16 protein-coding genes and 1 rRNA gene are annotated in these 19,804 nt (G+C 48.0%); 8 read left to right on the top strand and 9 right to left on the bottom strand.

Annotated features, from left to right (window positions below; all coding sequences use genetic code 11):
• The 9 genes from ACQCVH_RS09230 to dnaA form a co-directional block, all read right to left on the bottom strand.
• Positions 1 to 326: ribosomal RNA gene (locus tag ACQCVH_RS09230) — 16S ribosomal RNA — on the bottom strand; the annotation flags it as partial.
• Between the two features lie 320 nt (positions 327 to 646).
• On the bottom strand, positions 647 to 1,735 hold the full coding sequence (locus tag ACQCVH_RS09225) for an HD-GYP domain-containing protein (RefSeq protein WP_426835410.1): 1,089 nt from the start codon (positions 1,733 to 1,735) through the stop codon (positions 647 to 649).
• Positions 1,736 to 1,825: 90 nt separating this feature from the next.
• The gene (gene gyrA, locus ACQCVH_RS09220) at positions 1,826 to 4,360 is read right to left on the bottom strand and encodes a DNA gyrase subunit A (protein WP_426835409.1); all 2,535 of its coding nucleotides are present in this window, start codon (positions 4,358 to 4,360) and stop codon (positions 1,826 to 1,828) included.
• Positions 4,361 to 4,588: 228 nt separating this feature from the next.
• A complete protein-coding gene (gene gyrB, locus ACQCVH_RS09215; RefSeq protein ID WP_426835429.1) occupies positions 4,589 to 6,511 on the bottom strand; it encodes a DNA topoisomerase (ATP-hydrolyzing) subunit B in 1,923 nt (640 codons plus the stop codon).
• A 113-nt stretch (positions 6,512 to 6,624) separates the two neighbouring features.
• Entirely contained in the window at positions 6,625 to 6,870 is a 246-nt protein-coding gene (gene remB / locus ACQCVH_RS09210) for an extracellular matrix regulator RemB (protein ID WP_009791668.1), read from the bottom strand.
• Between the two features lie 9 nt (positions 6,871 to 6,879).
• Positions 6,880 to 7,998: a DNA replication/repair protein RecF gene (gene recF / locus ACQCVH_RS09205; protein ID WP_426835408.1), complete on the bottom strand. Its 1,119-nt coding sequence runs from the start codon at positions 7,996 to 7,998 to the stop codon at positions 6,880 to 6,882.
• A gap of 25 nt (positions 7,999 to 8,023) precedes the next feature.
• Entirely contained in the window at positions 8,024 to 8,236 is a 213-nt protein-coding gene (gene yaaA / locus ACQCVH_RS09200; RefSeq protein ID WP_426835407.1) for a S4 domain-containing protein YaaA, read from the bottom strand.
• Between the two features lie 299 nt (positions 8,237 to 8,535).
• Entirely contained in the window at positions 8,536 to 9,672 is a 1,137-nt protein-coding gene (dnaN, locus tag ACQCVH_RS09195) for a DNA polymerase III subunit beta (RefSeq protein WP_094767786.1), read from the bottom strand.
• A gap of 183 nt (positions 9,673 to 9,855) precedes the next feature.
• Positions 9,856 to 11,202, bottom strand: coding sequence for a chromosomal replication initiator protein DnaA (dnaA, locus tag ACQCVH_RS09190; protein ID WP_022543190.1), 1,347 nt, complete (start codon positions 11,200 to 11,202; stop codon positions 9,856 to 9,858).
• A 694-nt stretch (positions 11,203 to 11,896) separates the two neighbouring features.
• Here dnaA and rpmH point away from each other — a divergent pair.
• From rpmH to noc, 8 genes are all read left to right on the top strand, one after another.
• Positions 11,897 to 12,031 (top strand): 50S ribosomal protein L34, encoded by a 135-nt coding sequence (gene rpmH, locus ACQCVH_RS09185; RefSeq protein ID WP_009796313.1) that lies wholly within the window; start codon positions 11,897 to 11,899, stop codon positions 12,029 to 12,031.
• A 194-nt stretch (positions 12,032 to 12,225) separates the two neighbouring features.
• The gene (gene rnpA / locus ACQCVH_RS09180) at positions 12,226 to 12,600 is read left to right on the top strand and encodes a ribonuclease P protein component (RefSeq protein WP_224906059.1); all 375 of its coding nucleotides are present in this window, start codon (positions 12,226 to 12,228) and stop codon (positions 12,598 to 12,600) included.
• A 202-nt stretch (positions 12,601 to 12,802) separates the two neighbouring features.
• Positions 12,803 to 13,579 carry a YidC family membrane integrase SpoIIIJ gene (gene spoIIIJ, locus ACQCVH_RS09175; protein WP_022544633.1) on the top strand — a complete coding sequence of 259 codons (777 nt, stop codon included), beginning with the start codon at positions 12,803 to 12,805 and terminating at the stop codon, positions 13,577 to 13,579.
• Positions 13,576 to 14,196 (top strand): RNA-binding cell elongation regulator Jag/EloR, encoded by a 621-nt coding sequence (gene jag / locus ACQCVH_RS09170; RefSeq protein WP_224906063.1) that lies wholly within the window; start codon positions 13,576 to 13,578, stop codon positions 14,194 to 14,196. Before spoIIIJ ends, jag begins: the two co-directional genes overlap by 4 nt.
• Positions 14,197 to 14,637: 441 nt before the next feature.
• Positions 14,638 to 16,023, top strand: coding sequence for a tRNA uridine-5-carboxymethylaminomethyl(34) synthesis GTPase MnmE (gene mnmE / locus ACQCVH_RS09165; RefSeq protein ID WP_426835406.1), 1,386 nt, complete (start codon positions 14,638 to 14,640; stop codon positions 16,021 to 16,023).
• Positions 16,024 to 16,070: 47 nt separating this feature from the next.
• The gene (gene mnmG, locus ACQCVH_RS09160; RefSeq protein WP_426835405.1) at positions 16,071 to 17,960 is read left to right on the top strand and encodes a tRNA uridine-5-carboxymethylaminomethyl(34) synthesis enzyme MnmG; all 1,890 of its coding nucleotides are present in this window, start codon (positions 16,071 to 16,073) and stop codon (positions 17,958 to 17,960) included.
• A gap of 26 nt (positions 17,961 to 17,986) precedes the next feature.
• Positions 17,987 to 18,703, top strand: coding sequence for a 16S rRNA (guanine(527)-N(7))-methyltransferase RsmG (gene rsmG, locus ACQCVH_RS09155; RefSeq protein WP_426835404.1), 717 nt, complete (start codon positions 17,987 to 17,989; stop codon positions 18,701 to 18,703).
• Positions 18,704 to 18,880: 177 nt separating this feature from the next.
• Positions 18,881 to 19,759, top strand: coding sequence for a nucleoid occlusion protein (gene noc / locus ACQCVH_RS09150; protein WP_426835403.1), 879 nt, complete (start codon positions 18,881 to 18,883; stop codon positions 19,757 to 19,759).
• Positions 19,760 to 19,804 lie beyond the last annotated feature (45 nt).

The raw sequence follows: 19,804 nt of genomic DNA, 5'->3' as shown, positions 1-19,804 counted from the left end.
CCCAGTGTGGCCGATCACCCTCTCAGGTCGGCTACGCATCGTTGCCTTGGTGAGCCGTTACCTCACCAACTAGCTAATGCGCCGCGGGCCCATCTGTAAGTGATAGCCGAAACCATCTTTCAGCATAACCTCATGAGAGGTTATGCATTATCCGGTATTAGCTCCGGTTTCCCGAAGTTATCCCAGTCTTACAGGCAGGTTGCCCACGTGTTACTCACCCGTCCGCCGCTGACTTCAGGGAGCAAGCTCCCATCCGTCCGCTCGACTTGCATGTATTAGGCACGCCGCCAGCGTTCGTCCTGAGCCAGGATCAAACTCTCCATATAAGAGTAAGATTTAGCTCTGATAAAAATAAGATTAACGTTGACGTTTTTGTTCGTTCAGTTTTCAAAGAACAATCTTTGTCGCCCTGAAGCGACTTAACTATAATAACATTTTGATCAGTTGCCGTCAACACTTTTTTAAAGTGTTTTTTCAGCATGCCATCAAATGTGATTTGCTGACTTGATTGATTATAGCAGGATATCAAGTGCTTTACAAGGACTTTTTTGATTTCTATCAATCTTAATTTTTCCGGAACCCTTTTAACAATTTTCAGGTGAGCCGTTCATTTCTATTTAAAAACAAAGCCGGCATAAGCCGGCTGCTATAAAATTTCTTCAATATATAGATGTCTGCTGCTTTCCAGACGGAGGATTTCATTCGTTGAAATGATTTTAATCATCGGCCGCGTCGGATGCTGTTCTTCAATAAAGAGTATTTCAGCTCTTCTTCCATCTGAAAGCCTGACCCTGCTTCCGATAGAGAAGGTGATGAGTCCTGATCCCAATGCTTGGATGGCTTGAAGGTCATATTTCCCGAAATCATCCTGCATCATCATCTCAAGCACTTTAAAGGGTGAACGCTTGAGGCGGTACTGCCTTTCAGAGGTCATGGCATGAAAGGTGTCGGCAACTGCAATGATTTTGGCAATAGGGTGGATCTTATCTGATTCCCCGAATGGATATCCGCTGCCATCCAGCCGTTCATGATGCTGTATGACGGCAACCTTGGTGCTCTCCCTTAAGAGCGGTAGGTTTTGGATCATCTTATAGCTGTAAGCACAGTGATTTTTGATTTCATTGAATTCGCTTTGGGTCAATGAAGTCCTTTTATTGATGATAGCAGGACTTATTTTTGCCATCCCGCAGTCAGCAAGGCAGCCGGCCAGCGCGATCTGGACAATGTCCCCCTTGCTGTAGTTGAGTTTTTTTCCGATAAAGGCACTCAAAAGTCCAACGGCAATTGGATGCTGATAAAGGTAGTCGTCTTTGGTGGAAAAGTGATAGAGCGAAAACAGCTCAGCCGGATTGGCTTCCGTAGCTTCAATAAGCGGAATAAGGATACTTCTGATTTTCGAAATGTCTATCTGCATGCCTGATTGCCAGGCAGTGAATTCCTTTTTAAAGCCCTGAACAGACCTCAGGAACAAGTCGGCACCCTTGAGAGAGGTGTTCATCTGGCTCGATGGGCTGCTGTCCTTCTCCTCATCCGTCCCCATTCCATAAGGCTGAAACGGCATGCCATCAGAGAGAGTCTTCTCTACTGCGGCGTCATCGATGAAGAATGCCTTCATTACCTCAAGCAATTCTGTTGTCAGGACTGTTTTCTTTTTGATGATCGGACGGTTTGTCAGGCTGAAGATATCTTCGGCCAGTATGCATCCTTCTTGCAGGTCATTTAGATTTACACGCACAATCTGCACCCCAATTAAGTCTTTTTTACTATTTTACTTTATTTTGCCAAAAAAGAGGAACACAAAATTTGTGTTCCCCTCAATTCTTCTTTATTCAGTTTCATCTTCGGATGGAGCTTCTGCAGTTTCTGCAGGAGTTTCAGCCTCCAGAACTTCTTCTTCTTCAGCCAGGGCCTCTTCAAGCTTTTCTTCTTCTTTTTCAACCTTGGCGACTGTTGCAACATATTCGCCTTCATTGTCATTGATGCGAATCAGCCTTACACCTTGTGTGTTCCGGCCCATCGTAGATATATCTCCGACTGCCATGCGGATGAGCACGCCGCCTGTTGTGATCAGCATGATGTCCTCTTCGCCTGTGACCACTTTGACAGCCACTATTGTTCCGTTCTTATCTGTGATATTGCCTGTCTTGATTCCTTTTCCGCCTCTGCCCTGGACGCGGTATTCCATCTCAGGGGTCCTCTTTCCATAGCCTTTCTTTGTGACCATGAGGATCTCTGAGTTTTCTTCGAGCACTTCCATTCCGACCACTTCATCGTCGCTGTCCAGGGAGATCCCTTTGACGCCGGTGGCGGTACGGCCCATTGATCTGACATCCGTCTCAGGGAAACGGATCAGCTGGCCGTTTTTCGTGCCGATGATGATTTCCTTGCTGCCGTCTGTGAGGCGGACGGAAATCAGTTCATCTCCTTCACGCAGGTTCAATGCGATCAGGCCATTGTTGCGGATATTGCCGAATGACGTAAGCGGGGAACGCTTGGAGATCCCTTCTTTCGTTGTGAAGAACAGGAACCATTCGTCCACAAACTCTTCAACCGGAATGACGGCATTTACCCACTCATCTTTATTGATGCCAAGCAGGTTGATGATCGGGATTCCTTTGGCCGTACGGCTGAATTCAGGAATCTCGTATCCTTTGGCACGGTACACCTTCCCTTTGTTCGTGAAGAAAAGGAGGGTATTATGGGTGGATGTTGTGATCAGGTGCTCTACAAAATCATCCTCATTGGTTCCCATGCCCTGGATTCCACGCCCTCCGCGCTTTTGGGCCCGGTAGGTCGATACAGGAAGGCGCTTGACATACCCGTTATGCGTGAGTGTGATAACGATGTTTTCACGCGGGATCAGGTCTTCGTCCTCTATCTGTTCGATACCGCCGGATACGATCTCAGTGCGGCGCTCATCATTAAAGCGCTCTTTGATTTCTGTAAGCTCTTCGCGGATGATTTCAAGCACCTTTTCCTCGTCTGCAAGGATTGCCTCAAGCTCGGCAATCAATTTAACAAGGCTTTGATACTCATCTTCAATCTTCTCGCGCTCCAAGCCTGTCAGGCGCTGAAGTCGCATATCGAGGATGGCCTGTGCCTGCTTATCGGACAATTCGAATTGAGTCATGAGCCCTTCTCTGGCAATCTCAGTTGTCTGAGAGCTGCGGATCAGGCTGATGACTTCATCCAGATGGTCAAGCGCGATGCGCAGGCCTTCAAGGATATGAGCCCTTGCCTGGGCTTTTCTCAGCTCAAATTCCGTCCTGCGGCGGATGACTACCTGCTGGTGATCCAGATAATATTTCAGGCATTGCTTTAGGTTCAGAACCTTAGGCTGGCCGTCGACAAGTGCGAGCATATTGATGCCGAAGCTCGTCTGAAGGGCAGTCAGTTTATATAAATTGTTAAGGATGACACTTGCATTGGCATCCTTCCTGACCTCAATGACAATCCTCATCCCGTTCCGGTCGGACTCATCCCTTAAGTCAGTGATGCCGTCGACCTTTTTGTCACGGACAAGCTCAGCGATTTTTTCGATGAGCCTTGCTTTGTTGACCTGATAAGGAATTTCATGGACGATGATCGTCTCTTTGCCGTTCGATTTTGTCTCGATATCCACCTTCGCCCGAAGCGTGATGGAGCCGCGGCCTGTTTCGTAAGCCTTGCGGATTCCGCTGCGGCCAAGGATCATACCCGCTGTCGGGAAGTCGGGGCCCGGGATGATTTCCATCAGCTCCTGGATGGTGATATCAGGCTCCTGGCTTAATGCCAGTACACCATCAATAACTTCCCCGAGCTGATGCGGAGGGATGTTGGTTGCCATACCTACGGCAATCCCGGTGGTTCCGTTCACAAGCAGGTTAGGGAACCTGGCAGGAAGGACAACCGGCTCTCTCTCTTCGCCGTCATAGTTATCCTGATAATCAATCGTATCTTTATTGATGTCACGTAGAAGCTCCATGGAAATCTTGGACATCCGGGATTCTGTATAACGCATCGCCGCTGCAGCATCGCCATCGACTGAACCGAAGTTGCCGTGTCCATCGACGAGCATATAGCGGTAGTTGAAGTCCTGCGCCATCCGGACCATTGTTTCGTATACGGCAGAGTCGCCGTGCGGATGGTATTTACCTATAACATCGCCGACGATCCTGGCAGATTTTTTATAAGGCTTGTCTGAGTGCATGCCAAGGTCGTGCATCGCGTATAAAATACGGCGGTGCACCGGCTTCAATCCATCACGGACATCCGGCAGCGCCCTTGAGACGATTACACTCATGGCGTAGTCAAGAAACGAAGACCTCATTTCCTGGCTTATATTTATTTCTGTTACACGGGAACTAGGCGTCTCAGCCATAGAAGGTACCTCCTTATAGGAACATCGCAAGGCGTTTCAGCTCAATAGAGCCGACGGCGCCTGGTGCCATAACATTTATCGAAGTTCATATGCGGCCGCAGATCCCGAAGGAGGACTGGGCGGCATCTTTGGAAAAAAGGACTCCCCGGCATATATCATAATCTGCCGGAAAAAGAGCCAGTATATAAAAAGCAGGATAGAGGGCGTCATTCTATCCTGTACTGAAAACTAGATGTCGAGGTTTTTAACGTAAACCGCGTTGTCCTCGATGAACTGCCTGCGCGGTTCAACTTTGTCGCCCATTAGGATTTCAAATGTTTCATCGGCTTCGATCGCATCCTCAAGGCTGACCTGAAGGAGCGTCCTTGTGCCCGGGTCCATGGTTGTTTCCCACAGCTGCTCGGGATTCATTTCCCCAAGACCTTTGTATCGCTGAATATTCGGTTTCGGAGCTTTCGGAAGCTCTTCGAAGATCTGATCAAGCTGTTTGTCATTATAGGCATATTCCACCCGCTTGCCCTGCTGGATCTTATAGAGCGGCGGCTGGGCAATATAGATATAGCCTGCTTCGATGATCTGCCTCATGTAGCGGTAGAAGAACGTCAGCAGCAGTGTGCGGATATGGGCACCGTCGACGTCTGCATCTGTCATGATGACAATTTTATGATAGCGTGCCTTGGAAATTTCAAAATCATCGCCAATCCCTGTCCCGGCAGCCGTTATGATGGCCCGGACCTCGTTATTGGAGAGGATCTTGTCAAGACGGGCTTTTTCAACATTGAGGATTTTCCCTCTCAAAGGAAGGATGGCCTGGAAGTGGCGGTCACGGCCCTGCTTGGCGGAACCGCCGGCAGAGTCACCCTCAACGATATACAGTTCACTGATGGAAGGGTCCTTTGAAGAGCAGTCTGCCAATTTACCCGGCAGGCTTGATACCTCCAGTGCACTCTTTCTTCTCGTCAGCTCGCGGGCTTTTTTCGCAGCAAGCCTCGCCCTTGCAGCCATCAGCCCTTTTTCTACAACCTTGCGGGCAACCTGCGGGTTTTCCATCAGGAATTTTTCAAAATGGTCTGAGAAGAACGTGTCAGTGACCGTCCTTACTTCAGAGTTGCCAAGCTTCGTTTTCGTCTGTCCCTCGAACTGGGGATCCGGATGCTTGATCGAGACGATGGCGGTAAGCCCTTCACGGACATCCTCGCCGGACAGATTAGCGTCGCTGTCTTTGAAGATGCCATTTTTCCTGGCATAATCATTGATCACCCTGGTCAGGGCCGTCTTGAAGCCTGACTCGTGGGTTCCGCCTTCGTATGTGTGGATGTTGTTGGCATAAGAATAAATATTGCCAGTAAAGCCGTCATTATACTGGATGGCAACCTCGACGGTGATGCCTTCTTTTTCGCCTTCAATATAGATCGGATCTTCGTGAAGGACTTCCTTTGTCCTGTTGAGATGTTCAACATAGGACTTGATGCCGCCCTCATAGAAGTACTCGCTCTTCTTATTTTCTGCGCGCTTGTCTTCAATCGTGATTTTCAGGCCGCGGTTCAGAAAGGCCAGCTCCCGGATCCGGTTTGCCAGTATCTCAAATTCATATTCAAGCGTTTCGGTGAAGATTTCGCCATCCGGCTTGAAGTGGATTGTTGTCCCAGTTTCTTCTGCTTCCCCGATGACTTTCAAATCGGCAGAAGGAACGCCGCGTTCGAACTTCTGATAATGGAGCTTGCCGTCACGGCGGACAAATACCTCAAGCTCTGTTGACAGGGCATTCACGACAGAGGCACCAACACCGTGCAGACCGCCGGAAACTTTGTATCCGCCGCCGCCGAATTTACCGCCGGCGTGCAGGACGGTCATGATGACCTCGACTGCCGGGCGGCCCATCTTCTCATGGATGCCGACCGGGATACCGCGCCCGTCATCCACTACTGTGATGCTGTTATCTTTTTCAATGATGACATTGATTTCTGAACAATATCCGGCCAGGGCTTCATCTATACTGTTATCAACGATTTCCCAGACTAGATGGTGCAACCCTTTGCTGCTTGTTGAACCGATATACATCCCCGGACGCTTCCGGACTGCTTCGAGCCCTTCCAGAACCTGTATCTGATTCTCATCATACGATTGCTCCTGAATAGCCTTTTCCTCCATTGACACATCGATCACCTACACTTTCCATTTGCATTACTCGCTTTACAGTGAAAATCTATAAGAAAACCTGAAATAGCTGCCAGGCTCAGTGCCCCGCTTCCAAGTTGATATTTTTAAAATTCCTGAACAGTCAATTTATAAGAACGTTTCTTCAATGTTCCGGAGGCTAGGGGGGAATAATATACTTTATCGCCAGTGACTACGATAGACTTGAAGGATCCTTTGGAGAGGTTGACGACCTGGTCGTGCTGCTGAAGGAACTCTTCAATGTATTTGGATGAGCTGACGCTTTGTTTGTCAATGATGGCGATAATATCCCTTGTTCTGACAAGAATGTCTTCTCCTATGTGGACGTACACACGATCACCTCACTGGATTTTTTTCAGCGTACCTGTCTCCACTTCGAATGCAGCTGCCTCTTTCAGGGTCTGATGGTCAATCCCGTCGACGCTTGTTGTTGTCACAAAGGTCTGCACCTTGCCCTGAATCGTGTTCAGCAGATGGGACTGCCTGTAATCATCCAGCTCTGACAGTACATCATCAAGCAGGAGAATAGGGTATTCGCCGATTTCAGAGTGGATCAGCTCGATCTCCGCCAATTTCAGCGAAAGGGCGGTCGTCCGCTGCTGGCCCTGGGAGCCGAATGTCTGCACATCCCTGCCGTTTACATAAAAAGCAAGATCATCCCGGTGTGGGCCAAACATGGTGACTCCCCGGTCGATTTCACGGCCTCTGACTTTTTCAAATTTTTCCTGGTATATCTCTATCATTTTCGACAATTCCATGCCATCTGATACATCGGCAGACGGCTTATACTCAATCTTCAGGGTCTCAAGGCCCCTGGATATACCTTCATGGATCGGCATTGCCCATTTTTGGAGGAGCTTAAGGAATTCGAAGCGCTTTGCCACGATCCTTGCTGCCATCTCAATGAACTGCTCCGTCAGAATTTCCAGCATCGCCTGATCGGTCTGCTTCCTTGTCTGCAGAAGTTTCAGATAGTGGTTCCGCTGCTGGAGGATTTTATTGTATTGGCCGACATCGTGCAAATAAACCGGCGATACCTGGCCGATTTCCATATCGATAAAGCGGCGTCTGACCTGGGGGCTCCCTTTGACTAGGTGGAGATCCTCAGGAGCAAACATCACTACATTCATATTCCCGACATATTGGCTCAATCTCTGCTGCTCAATATGATTGCACTTCGCCTTTTTCCCTTTTTTGGAAATGACGAGCTGCATCGGCAAAGGTCCATGATTTTTGCGGACCCTTCCTTCTATTTTAGCATAATCCTCATCCCACCGTATAAGTTCTTTATCATTTGATGTCCGGTGGGACTTCGCCATTGCCAGCACATAGATGGACTCCATGACATTCGTCTTGCCCTGGGCATTCTGGCCGATTATGACATTCACTTTATTTTCAAACTGAACCTCGAGCGATTCATAGTTCCGGTAATTCCTTAAGAGCAACTGCTCAATAAACATAGGCCATACATCCTTTTAGCATCTGCTACTCTGTAACCCGGAAGACGCCGATGCCCGGTATTTCCACCTTGTCGCCGGAACGGAGCTTCCTTCCCCGCCTTTGATCCTGTTCATCATTAACAAACACTTCATATTCACCCAGGAACCATTTCGCCATTCCGCCGGTCTGGATAAGATCGGCCACCTGGAGGAACTGGCCCAGTGTGATATATTCCGTTGAAATTTGGATATCCGTCATTTGATCCACTCTTTCATTTTTCCAGCCATGCTCCTTAAAGAGGTCCGGAAATTATTTTAAAGCGTGATCCCGGACATAAAGTTCCGGAGAATTCTGCAGGGAAGAAAAGAAGGCAAATTGGAAGGAATACCAGTCTGTCCGATTCTTTCCCAATACTTTATTTTACTAAAAAATCACATCATTTACAAAGAAAAGAGGAAATTTTTATGTGCCAGTTACTGGTGCCCGATTCTCTGCCAAAGCAAAAAAACCGCCGTTAAGGCAGTTTTTTCGCGGGTGCTATGCAGGAAGCGCCGGCTTTAATAGGTTCTTACCGGCAGGATCAGCTGGAGGATTGATTCATCATTCATCGGGCGGATGACGAACGGCCTCATCGCTCCTGTGAAGCTGACCTTGATTTCAGTTCCTTCGAGGGCCTTCAAGGCATCCATCATATATTTCGCACTGAAGGAAATCTTTAAGTCTTCTCCCTCTATGAACTGGCTTTGTACTTCTTCCACTACTTTTCCGATTTCCGGCGTGTTGGAGGATATTTCAACCACACCATCCTCGATGGTAGAGAATTTCACGACATTGTTTCTCCCTTCCCTTGCCAGCAGGGAAGCACGGTCGATCGCCTGCAGGAATTCCTTCGTCTGCACGCCAATCTCCGTTTTGCTTTCGTTCGGGATCAGTCTTGTAGTGTCAGGATAGTTCCCTTCAAGCAGCCTAGAGAAGAATAAAAGATTTTCAGCTTTGAAGAGCACCTGATTTTCTGTAATAACGATATCGATCAGGTCATTATTGTCATCGAGGATTTTGCTCAGCTCGCTCAGGCTTTTGCCTGGAATGACTACATTATAGGATTCGTTTGCTTCTGTTTCGACCTTTGCTTTCCTTAGCGCAAGCCTGTGGCTGTCTGTTGCAATACAGGTCAGCTCGGCATCTTCCACCTTCCAGTTTACACCTGTCAAGATAGGGCGTGTTTCTGAGGTGGACACTGCAAAGACTGTCTGGCGGACCATTGCCTTCAAGAGATCTGTCGGGATGCGGAAGATTTTCTCTTCAGACAGCTGCGGCAGATGCGGATATTCTTCAGCATCCAGGCCGTTCAGGTTAAATTCAGATTTGCCCGAGCGGATTACGGTCTGCAGGTGGTTTTGCACATCTATCTCGACTTTGTCTGTCGGCAGCTTTTTTACGATTTCACTGAAAAACTTTGCCTGCAGTACGATGGAGCCGGTTCTTGAGATTTCAACAATTTCATTTCCATCAGATTCTTTCGGGATGAAAGATTCAATCGAAATATCGGAGTCGCTCCCTGTTAAGGTAACTCCTTCCTCTGAGGCGACAATTTTTATTCCTGTTAGGATCGGGATCGTCGTTCTGCTTGTCACGGCTTTCATGACATCCTGGACACTTTGGACTAATGAATCGCGCTGAATTTGAAATTTCATTTTTATCCTCCGGATTGGCATATTTTTTTACTGGCTGAATATATATATATTTTGTTTTAAAAGATAGTAATAGTACTAGTAGGGCCTGTTAGTATGTGGATAACTCCATTTTTGAAAGGAAACACAGCCTATCCACATGTGGACAGACTGTGTGCAAAGTATAAAAAGTTATTCACATTTCTTCTAAACTTTCAACAGCTCATTCAATTCTTTCAGCTGCTTCTGGAGCTGCGGATCTGTCTGGAGCAGCTTTGAAATCTTCTCATGGGCATGGATCACGGTTGTATGGTCGCGCCCGCCGAATTCCTCGCCAATTTTAGGCAGGGAGAAATCAGTCAGCTCCCTGGAGAGGTACATCGCAATCTGCCGCGGGAAAGCAACAGACTTTGTTCTCTTCTTTGCCTTGAAATCCTCAAGTTTTACACTGTAATGCTCCCCGACCGTTTTCTGGATCTCATGAATTGTGATGACCTTCGGCTTGGAGCTTGGGATGATGTCCCTTAATGCTTCCGCTGCCAGATCGGCGTTGATATCCTTATTGATTAAAGAAGAATAAGCTACTACGCGTATAAGTGCACCTTCGAGTTCCCGGATATTTGAATCGATCTGATTGGCAATATAAAGCATAACTTCGTTTGGGATATCAAGCCCTTCAGCTTTTGCTTTCTTTCGCAGGATGGCAATCCTTGTTTCCAGGTCCGGCGGTGTGATATCTGTGATGAGCCCCCACTCAAACCGGGAGCGGAGACGGTCTTCAAGCGTCGGAATCTCTTTTGGAGGCCGGTCACTGGAAATGACAATCTGCTTGCTTTCTTCATGAAGTGTATTAAATGTATGGAAAAATTCTTCCTGAGTCTGTTCTTTTCCGGCCAGGAACTGAATATCGTCAATTAAGAGAACATCGACATTTCGATATTTATTGCGGAAATCGACAGCTTTGTTGTCGCGGATGCTGTTGATGAACTCATTCGTAAATTTCTCGGAAGACAAATAAACCACTTTAGCAGCTGGATTATGATCTTGTACATAATGGCCGATCGCATGCATAAGGTGGGTTTTTCCCAGTCCGACTCCCCCGTAGATGAACAGCGGGTTATAAGCTTTGGCGGGCGCTTCGGCTACTGCCAGTGAAGCGGCGTGGGCAAAGCGGTTGCCGGAGCCGATGACAAAGGTATCAAAGGTGTATTTGGGATTGAGCATATTTAAGGGAAGTTCAGGCTGGTCATCATCCTTTTTCCCTTTTTTCGGCGGGACCGGAAGATCAACCTCTTCTTCGCCCTGGTTCTGCGGAATAATGAATTTAACCCCCAGTTCCTCTCCCGTTATATCGTAGAGAATCCCGGAAATCAGCTGCGAATAGCGTTCTTCCAGCCAATCGCGCGCAAACTCATTCGGTGCCGTGATGATGAGCAGGTCTCCCTGGAGAGAATGTGCCTTGGTCGATTTCAGCCATGTGTCAAAGCTTGGCTTGCTGATTTTTTTTTCGATATTGGCCAGAGCATTATTCCAAAGATCCGCAATGTTTTCCAACAGGTATCCCTCCTTTTCTGTTAGTTTCGTCCAGCAGAACGATGGGTTATACAAGTTGTACAACCCTTATGTGATCTATATACGAAACTGTTTGTGTGGATAAATATATAATAAGGAAACAATTCGGGATTTCGACATTTTCCCCGGATTGTGGACAAAGTTCATCAAAGCCCCTGAATAACCTGTCCACATGTTATCCACAATCTGTGGATAAGGAAGTTATGCACAATATTTATTAAGTGTGAAAACACAACTATAATATCAAATAATAGTAAGCCATGCAATGGTTTTTAATGCTTTATCCACAAAGCGGGATCCCTGTGCATATTGATTGTCCACAAGCAGTTAGTCTGTTAAAAACTTGTCATATCCCCTGTGGATAGTGAAAATCTTGTCGAAAATTTATCCACAACAGGCGATAAAGCAGGAAGCAGGAAAAATTAACAGCAGCCAATTTAAAAAAGGGTCGTGACATTCACGCAGAAAAAAGGTAAAATTTCAAAGGTAGCAAAATGGACGTCCGGATCTTCTGGACGGACAATCAAACAGACGATTTGCAGACTTAATGATATAAATGATGCCGGAAGGCTTTTTCGATCATGGAAAACGGAATGAAGAGTTGACAATTATTCGGGTATCTTTGTATAATCAATAAGACTGTCTTTTACTGTTATCCTCAGGGAGGTGTAATATAATGAAAAGAACGTTCCAACCGAACAAGAGAAAAAGAAGCAAAGTTCATGGTTTCCGCTCTCGTATGAGCAGTGCAAACGGACGCAAGGTTTTAGCGCGCCGCCGTCAAAAGGGAAGAAAAGTATTATCTGCTTAGGCCACTGAAACGTCAGTGGTCTTTTTTCCTTTTTGAAAAGATAATATAGCCGGCTTCTTATAGAAGGGGCCGGTTATGGTTATAAAGGTAAAGGGATCCTTTTTGGATTGCGGCAGGCTGCCGATCGGCAGCCTGCCCGCTCTTTTCCTTAAAGGATGAATGATAGAGCTTTCTAAGATTGAGGAGTAAATGGCATGAAAAAAGAGTTCAGAGTCAAAAAGAATAAAGAATTTCAGGAAGCCTTTAAAAAAGGAAAGTCATTTGCTAACCGTCAATTTGTTATATATGCATTGAAGAAAACGGGGCAGGAGCACTTCCGCATTGGCCTTTCTGTCAGCAAAAAGATCGGCAATGCAGTGGTCCGGAACCAAATCAAACGATATGTCCGCCAGGCATTCCATGAGCTGGATGCTTCCATACATAATGAGTATGACTATGTAATCATCGCCAGGAAGCCTGTGGCCGATATGGGATTCCATGAGATTAAAAACAGTCTCACCCACGTCCTGAAAGTCGGCAAGGTCCTTGGCCGGCCCGGACACCAGCGGGACCGGCAAAAGCCTGAATAAAGTTTCATGAAATTTAAAGCGCTTGCGCCTGAAAAATGGTAGAATATCACCGTAGTGCCTTTATTGTCCTGCAGCCAGGGACGGACAGGCCTATAGGAAAGAAGCATACAGGCAGCCAGGGTTTGGTTCTGCCGCCTAAGGCCGGGAGTAACACCTGGTACTTCTTATAATAAATATGAAAAGCAGCAAGGGAGGATAAACGTTGAAGAAGCGAATATTTCTTGTATTCGGATTGATTTTCCTAATGGCTCTTTTGACGGGATGTACTGAAGTCAATAAGCCGATTACCTCTGAAAGTGAAGGCTTTTGGAATGAGTATATTGTTTACCCGCTTTCTATGTTCATCGTAAAAGTAGCTGAAACGCTCGGCGGCAGCTACGGGCTTGCCATCATCGTGGTGACCCTGATCATCCGCCTTTTGATTCTGCCTCTGATGATCAAGCAGACAAAAAGCTCGAAGGCCATGCAGGCCCTTCAGCCTGAAATGCAGAAGCTGAGAGAGAAATACAGCTCAAAAGACCAGAAGACACAGCAAAAGCTGCAGCAGGAAACCATGGCGCTTTTCCAGCAGCATGGCGTTAATCCGCTGGCAGGCTGTTTCCCGCTCATCGTTCAGATGCCTATCCTGATTGGTTTCTATCACGCCATTTCCCGTACGCGCGAAATTGCGAATCATGACTTCCTGTGGTTTGATCTCGGTTCTCCGGATCCGATTTACCTGCTGCCGCTGATTGCCGGCGCAACGACTTTCATCCAGCAGAAGATCATGATGGCGGGGACTGCCAACCAGAATCCGCAGATGGCTATGATGCTCTGGATCATGCCGGTCATGATCATCGTGTTTGCGATCAATTTCCCTGCAGCCCTGTCATTATACTGGGTTGTCGGTAACATCTTTATGATTGTCCAGACGTATTTCATCAAAGGTCCGGATCTGAAAAAAGCAGCTGCCGGAAATGCGGGAGGAGCAAAGAAGTGAAAGAAGTGACTGCTACAGGACAATCCGTCGAAGCAGCAGTAGAATCCGCTTTAGCTCAATTGCAGACAACAAGAGACCGCACGGAAATCAGTATCCTTGAAGAAGGAAAGAAAGGTTTGTTCGGGATTTTCGGTTCAAAGCCTGCCGTTGTAAGGGCAGTCCTGAAGCCGGATCCGATTGAAGAAGCCGTCCAATTTTTAAAAAATATCGGCGACAAAATGGGAGCACCTGTTGAAGTGGAAGTGCGCAAGGAAGGGAAAGAGGCAGAGCTTATCCTGTCCGGCGAGAAAATTGCCCTTTTTATCGGCAAGAGGGGCCAGACCCTGAACTCGCTCCAGTATTTGACCCAGCTTGTTGTCAACAAGTCTTCCGATTCTTATCTGAATGTGGTCCTTGATGCTGAGGACTACCGGAAGCGCCGGAATGATACGCTCGTCCAGCTTGCCCAGCGGCTTGCCCAAAAGGCAATCAAAACCGGCAAGGATGTTGCGCTTGAACCGATGCCTTCCTATGAGAGAAAAGTCATCCACGCGGCACTGGCCGGTACGCGGAAAGTCAAAACGTACTCAAGCGGGGCTGATCCCAACCGCCATATCGTCATATCACCGGTGAAATAGCCGATAGAGCCTTATCCAATTGGATAGGGCTTTTTTTATGGAAAAAAAGAAGATCCGTAAAGTAATGGGATCTGCAGACCTGGCATTCTTTAATAGGAACAGCTTCTGCCGCTTCTCTTTTTGTCCAGGTCCGGGGCTGGAGCCTTGAGTCATAAGCCACTACCGGAAAAAGGAAAAGAACAGGTGACCCTCTTCAAAAATTCGCACTGTGGATAACATGCAAGGCGATATTTGCGTCTGGTTTTATTGTTATTCACATGTGGATAAGTTAAAATAGAGCATAATAATGTGTAGAGAATCGGGGAGCTTGTGGATAAGCAGAATTGGCTTGAGCAAATAATCTTTTTAATCAAAGGCTCTTGTGCTATTCTAGTTATTTGGGGCTTAAAATATTACGTTTTAATTATATAGATAGAATACAGGAAATGAGGTGGCAGCAGGGTGGAGCTAGATACAATTGCAGCGATATCCACTCCGATGGGGGAAGGCGCAATCGCCATTGTCCGGCTGAGCGGCGATGAGGCATTCTCCATTGCAGACAAGCTATACAGGGGAGTTGGAGGTAAACGCATAAGTGATGCCTCTTCCCATACGATCCATTACGGCCATATCATCGATCCGAAAACCGGTCAGGTGGCAGAGGAAGTAATGGTATCGGTAATGAAGGGGCCAAAAACCTTCACAAAGGAAGATGTGGTAGAGATCAACTGCCACGGCGGGATTGTGTCGGTCAACCGGGTGCTGCAGCTCGTGCTGAATCATGGCGCCCGTCTTGCCGAGCCTGGTGAATTCACAAAGAGGGCGTTCCTGAACGGACGGATCGACCTTTCCCAGGCAGAAGCGGTGATGGATTTGATCCGCGCCAAAACAGACCGGGCGATGAATGTGGCGCTGGGCCAGATGGAAGGGCGCCTTTCCAAGCTGGTAAAAAGGCTGCGGCAGGAGATCCTTGAAACATTGGCCCATATCGAGGTTAATATCGACTATCCGGAGTATGATGATGTCGAAGAAATGACCCATCAGCTTCTGCTTGAGAAGGCCGGCTTCGTCAAAGGGGAGATTGAGAAGCTCTTGAAGACTTCCCAGCAGGGGAAAATTCTCCGTGAAGGACTGTCAACGGTGATTGTAGGGAGGCCGAATGTCGGGAAATCTTCCCTGCTTAACAGCCTTGTTCATGAAAATAAGGCGATCGTAACTGATATACCGGGTACGACCCGTGATGTGATAGAAGAGTATGTAAATGTCAGGGGAGTTCCGTTGAGGCTCCTTGATACAGCCGGTATCCGGGAGACAGAGGATATTGTCGAGCGGATCGGTGTGGAAAGATCGCGCCAGGTGCTGAAGGAGGCCGATTTGATTCTGCTTGTCGTCAACTATTCAGATGAGCTGACACAGGAAGATGAGAACCTCTTCAAAGTGGTAGAGGACATGGATGTCATCGTCATTGTGAATAAGACCGACCTTCCGCAGAAAATCGATATGGAGCGGGTGCGGGAGCTTTCGGCCGGGCATAGGCTTGTGACAACATCCCTCCTTGAGGACCAGGGTGTCGATGAACTGGAGGAGAGCATTTCTTCCCTGTTCTTCGCTGGAGGCATTGAAGCGGGCGATATGACTTATGTGTCCAACACCCGCCATATCGCTTTGCTGAACCAGGCCCTGAACAGCATTGAGGAAGCGCTGAACGGAGTAGATTTTGGAACGCCAATTGATATTATTCAGATAGATTTGACAAGAACATGGGAGCTTTTGGGCGAGATCATTGGAGAAAGCGTCCATGAAAGCTTGATTGACCAGCTTTTCTCCCAGTTTTGCCTTGGGAAATAATCCGGCAGGCGGGAAATCAGCCTGGAAAGAAGGAGGCAGCAGGAAACATGCAGTATGATGCAGGCAATTATGATGTCATTGTTATTGGTGCAGGACATGCAGGAGTCGAGGCCGGCCTGGCTGCGGGGCGGCTCGGCGCTAAGACACTTATGGTGACCATCAATCTTGATATGGTTGCTTTTATGCCGTGCAACCCTTCAGTCGGAGGTCCGGCAAAAGGGATTGTCGTCAGGGAAATAGATGCCCTCGGCGGTGAAATGGGCAGGAATATCGACAAAACCCATATCCAGATGAGGATGCTCAATACAGGGAAAGGCCCGGCTGTACGTGCGCTCAGGGCACAGGCCGATAAATTCACCTATCAGCATGAAATGAAGAAAACGATCGAAAACGAACCGAATATCACACTTTTGCAGGGCATGGTTGAAAAGCTGATCGTGGAAGACGGGGTCTGCAAGGGTGTCGTAACGATGACCGGTGCGGCATACAGCGCGAAGACGGTTGTCATTACCACCGGCACATTCCTGCGCGGGGAGATCATCCTCGGCGAACTGAAATATTCTAGCGGCCCGAACAATCAGCAGCCGTCCATCAAGCTTTCTGAGCATCTGCAGGAGCTTGGCTTCGATATGGTCCGGTTCAAGACCGGTACGCCTCCGCGCGTCAACAGCCATACGATCGACTACAGCAAGACGGAAATTCAGCCTGGCGACGATGTGCCGCGGGCGTTCTCTTATGAAACGACAAAATACATCACAGACCAGCTGCCGTGCTGGCTTACCTATACAAATGAAACAACGCATAAGCTGATCGACGACAATCTGCACCGTTCGCCGATGTATTCAGGCATGATCAAAGGGACAGGGCCGCGCTATTGCCCATCCATTGAAGATAAGGTGGTCCGCTTCAATGATAAGCCCCGCCATCAGATCTTCCTTGAGCCTGAAGGCCGGAATACGCAGGAAGTGTATGTGCAGGGGCTTTCCACAAGCCTTCCGGAGGATGTGCAGCAGAAGATCCTCCGCACAATCCCGGGCCTTGAAAATGTTCAGATGATGCGTGCCGGCTATGCGATTGAGTATGACAGCATTGTTCCGACTCAGCTTTGGCCAACATTGGAAACGAAGAAGGTCAAGAATCTTTATACCGCCGGGCAGATCAACGGAACCTCCGGATATGAGGAAGCAGCAGGCCAGGGGCTTATGGCAGGAATCAATGCCGGCCTAAATGCGCTTGGCAAGGAAGAGCTTATCCTCAGCCGCTCTGATGCCTATATCGGCGTACTGATCGACGATCTTGTCACAAAAGGGACGAATGAGCCTTACCGCCTCCTTACTTCCCGTGCGGAATACCGGCTGCTTCTCCGCCATGACAATGCCGATCTGCGCCTGACAGATGCAGGCCATAAGATCGGCCTGATCAGCGAAGAAAGATACGGGCGCTTCACAGAGAAAAAGCAGGCGATCGAAGCGGAAAAAGAAAGGCTGCGTTCCATTATTATCAAGCCATCTGCCGAAGTGCAGGAAATGATCAAAAACCAGGGCGGAAGCGAGCTGAAGGACGGGATCCGTGCATCAGACCTGCTTAAGCGCCCGGAAATGTCATATGAGCATATCAAGCTTGCGGCGCCTGCCGACGCAGATTTGGACTTTGATGTGACAGAACAGGTCGAAATCCAGCTGAAATATGAAGGATATATCGAAAAATCCCTGCAGCAGGTCGAGCGCCTGAAGAAGATGGAAAACAAAAAGGTGCCGGAAAATATTGATTATGATGCGATCAACGGACTCGCTTCAGAGGCCCGCCAAAAGCTGAAGGAAGTACGCCCGCTGTCCATTGCACAGGCTTCCCGGATTTCCGGCGTCAATCCTGCCGATATCTCCATCCTGCTTGTATATCTTGAGCAGGGAAGGGTCGCCAGAGTTTCCAACAACTAATTACAGCTGCAGGAAAGGAATGGGCAATGAATACTGAACAATTCATCAAGATGCTGGAGGAGAAAGGGATCTCCCTTTCTCCCAGGCAGGTTGATCAATACAATATCTATTACGAAACATTGGTTGAGTGGAATGAAAAAATGAATCTGACAGCCATAACAGACAAGCCGGAAGTCTATTTGAAGCATTTCTATGACTCTGTTTCCGCTGCCTTTTATTTTGATTTCTCCAAGCCCTTACATATTTGCGATGTAGGTGCAGGAGCGGGTTTCCCGAGCCTTCCGATTAAAATTGCATTCCCGGAAATCAGCGTGACCATCGTTGATTCATTAAATAAACGGATCAATTTCCTGGAGCACCTTGCAGGAAAGCTTGGTCTTGAAAATGTCCGCTTCGTCCATGACCGGGCGGAAACCTTTGGACAGAACAAGGATTACAGGGAAGCATTTGATGTTGTGACAGCCAGGGCTGTTGCCAGAATGTCGGTGCTGACTGAGCTTTGCCTTCCCCTTGCAAAGGTCGGCGGCCATTTTGTGGCCATGAAAGGGGCCAGCGCCCAGGATGAGCTGGCTGCAGGCAAGAAAGCGATTACGATGCTTGGCGGCAAATTGGAGGATTCCCATTCCTTCCTTTTACCAGAAGAAGAAAGCGAGCGGAATATCTTTGTGATCCGGAAAGAAAAGCCGACACCAAAGAAATTTCCAAGAAAACCGGGCACCCCGAATAAGAGCCCAATTGAATAATTAGTTACTTTTGTCCCGGATTTATGGCATAATTTTTAATAGCAGCTGTTGTTATATATCCATATTCTCTTGGATGAAAACGCCGCTTCTGTCCGAATATTGTTTATTGGAGGTGCAGGAGTTCCCGTTTCTTAGGAGAATATGTAATAGGGAGTTTCGTAAAGGTGGTGCAGGGTGATGAAGCATTCTTTCTCACGCTTTTTTGGCCTAGGCGAAAAGGAAGAACAGGAAATCGAAAAAGCTGATGAACAGTTAAATATAGAAGAAGAACCAACCAATAGGGAAGAAGTCAGGAAAATTCCGATCGGACAGATTGTGCCGAACCGTTTTCAGCCGAGAACGGTATTTGATGACGAGAAAATCGATGAATTGTCCCGGACGATCCATACGCACGGGATCATCCAGCCGATCGTCGTAAGGGAATTTGAGGACGGCAAATTCGAAATCATTGCCGGTGAGCGCAGATGGCGGGCAATGAATAAACTGGGCTGGGACGAGGTGCCTGCGATTGTCAAGAATCTCAGCGACACCGAGACCGCCTCTGTTGCCCTGATTGAAAATCTCCAGCGCGAGGAGCTTTCACCGATCGAGGAAGCGGTTGCTTACGGAAAGCTGCTGGAGCTTCATAACCTGACCCAGGAGGCCCTGGCACAGCGGCTTGGCAAAGGACAGTCCACCGTTGCGAATAAGCTCAGGCTCCTCAAGCTTCCGGAGCAGGTCCAGGAAGCATTGCTGGGCAAGCAGATCACAGAGCGCCATGCCCGCTCCCTCATCCCGCTGAAGAATCCGGAAAAGCAGGTCAAGCTTCTGGAAGAAATCATTGAGAAAAGCCTCAATGTCAAACAGACGGAAGAACGTGTCGTCAAGCTGCTCGAGCAGGGCGAAAACAAGCCGAAGCCGAAGCGGAAGGCTTTCAGCAAGGACATGCGGATAGCGGTCAATACCATCCGCCAGTCTCTTAATATGGTTTCAGACAGCGGCATTAATCTGGATTCCGAAGAAGAGGAATTCGAGGAATTCTATCAGTTCACGATCAAGATTCCTAAAAAGAAATGATAGATTGCGAGACACACTAAATATGTAGACAAAACGCACTGTATT

The sequence above is a fragment of the Bacillus infantis genome (genome assembly GCF_050107595.1).
Classification (GTDB): Bacteria; Bacillota; Bacilli; order Bacillales; family Cytobacillaceae; genus Bacillus_AB; species Bacillus_AB infantis_C.
This window is presented reverse-complemented; position numbering and strand designations above follow the sequence as displayed.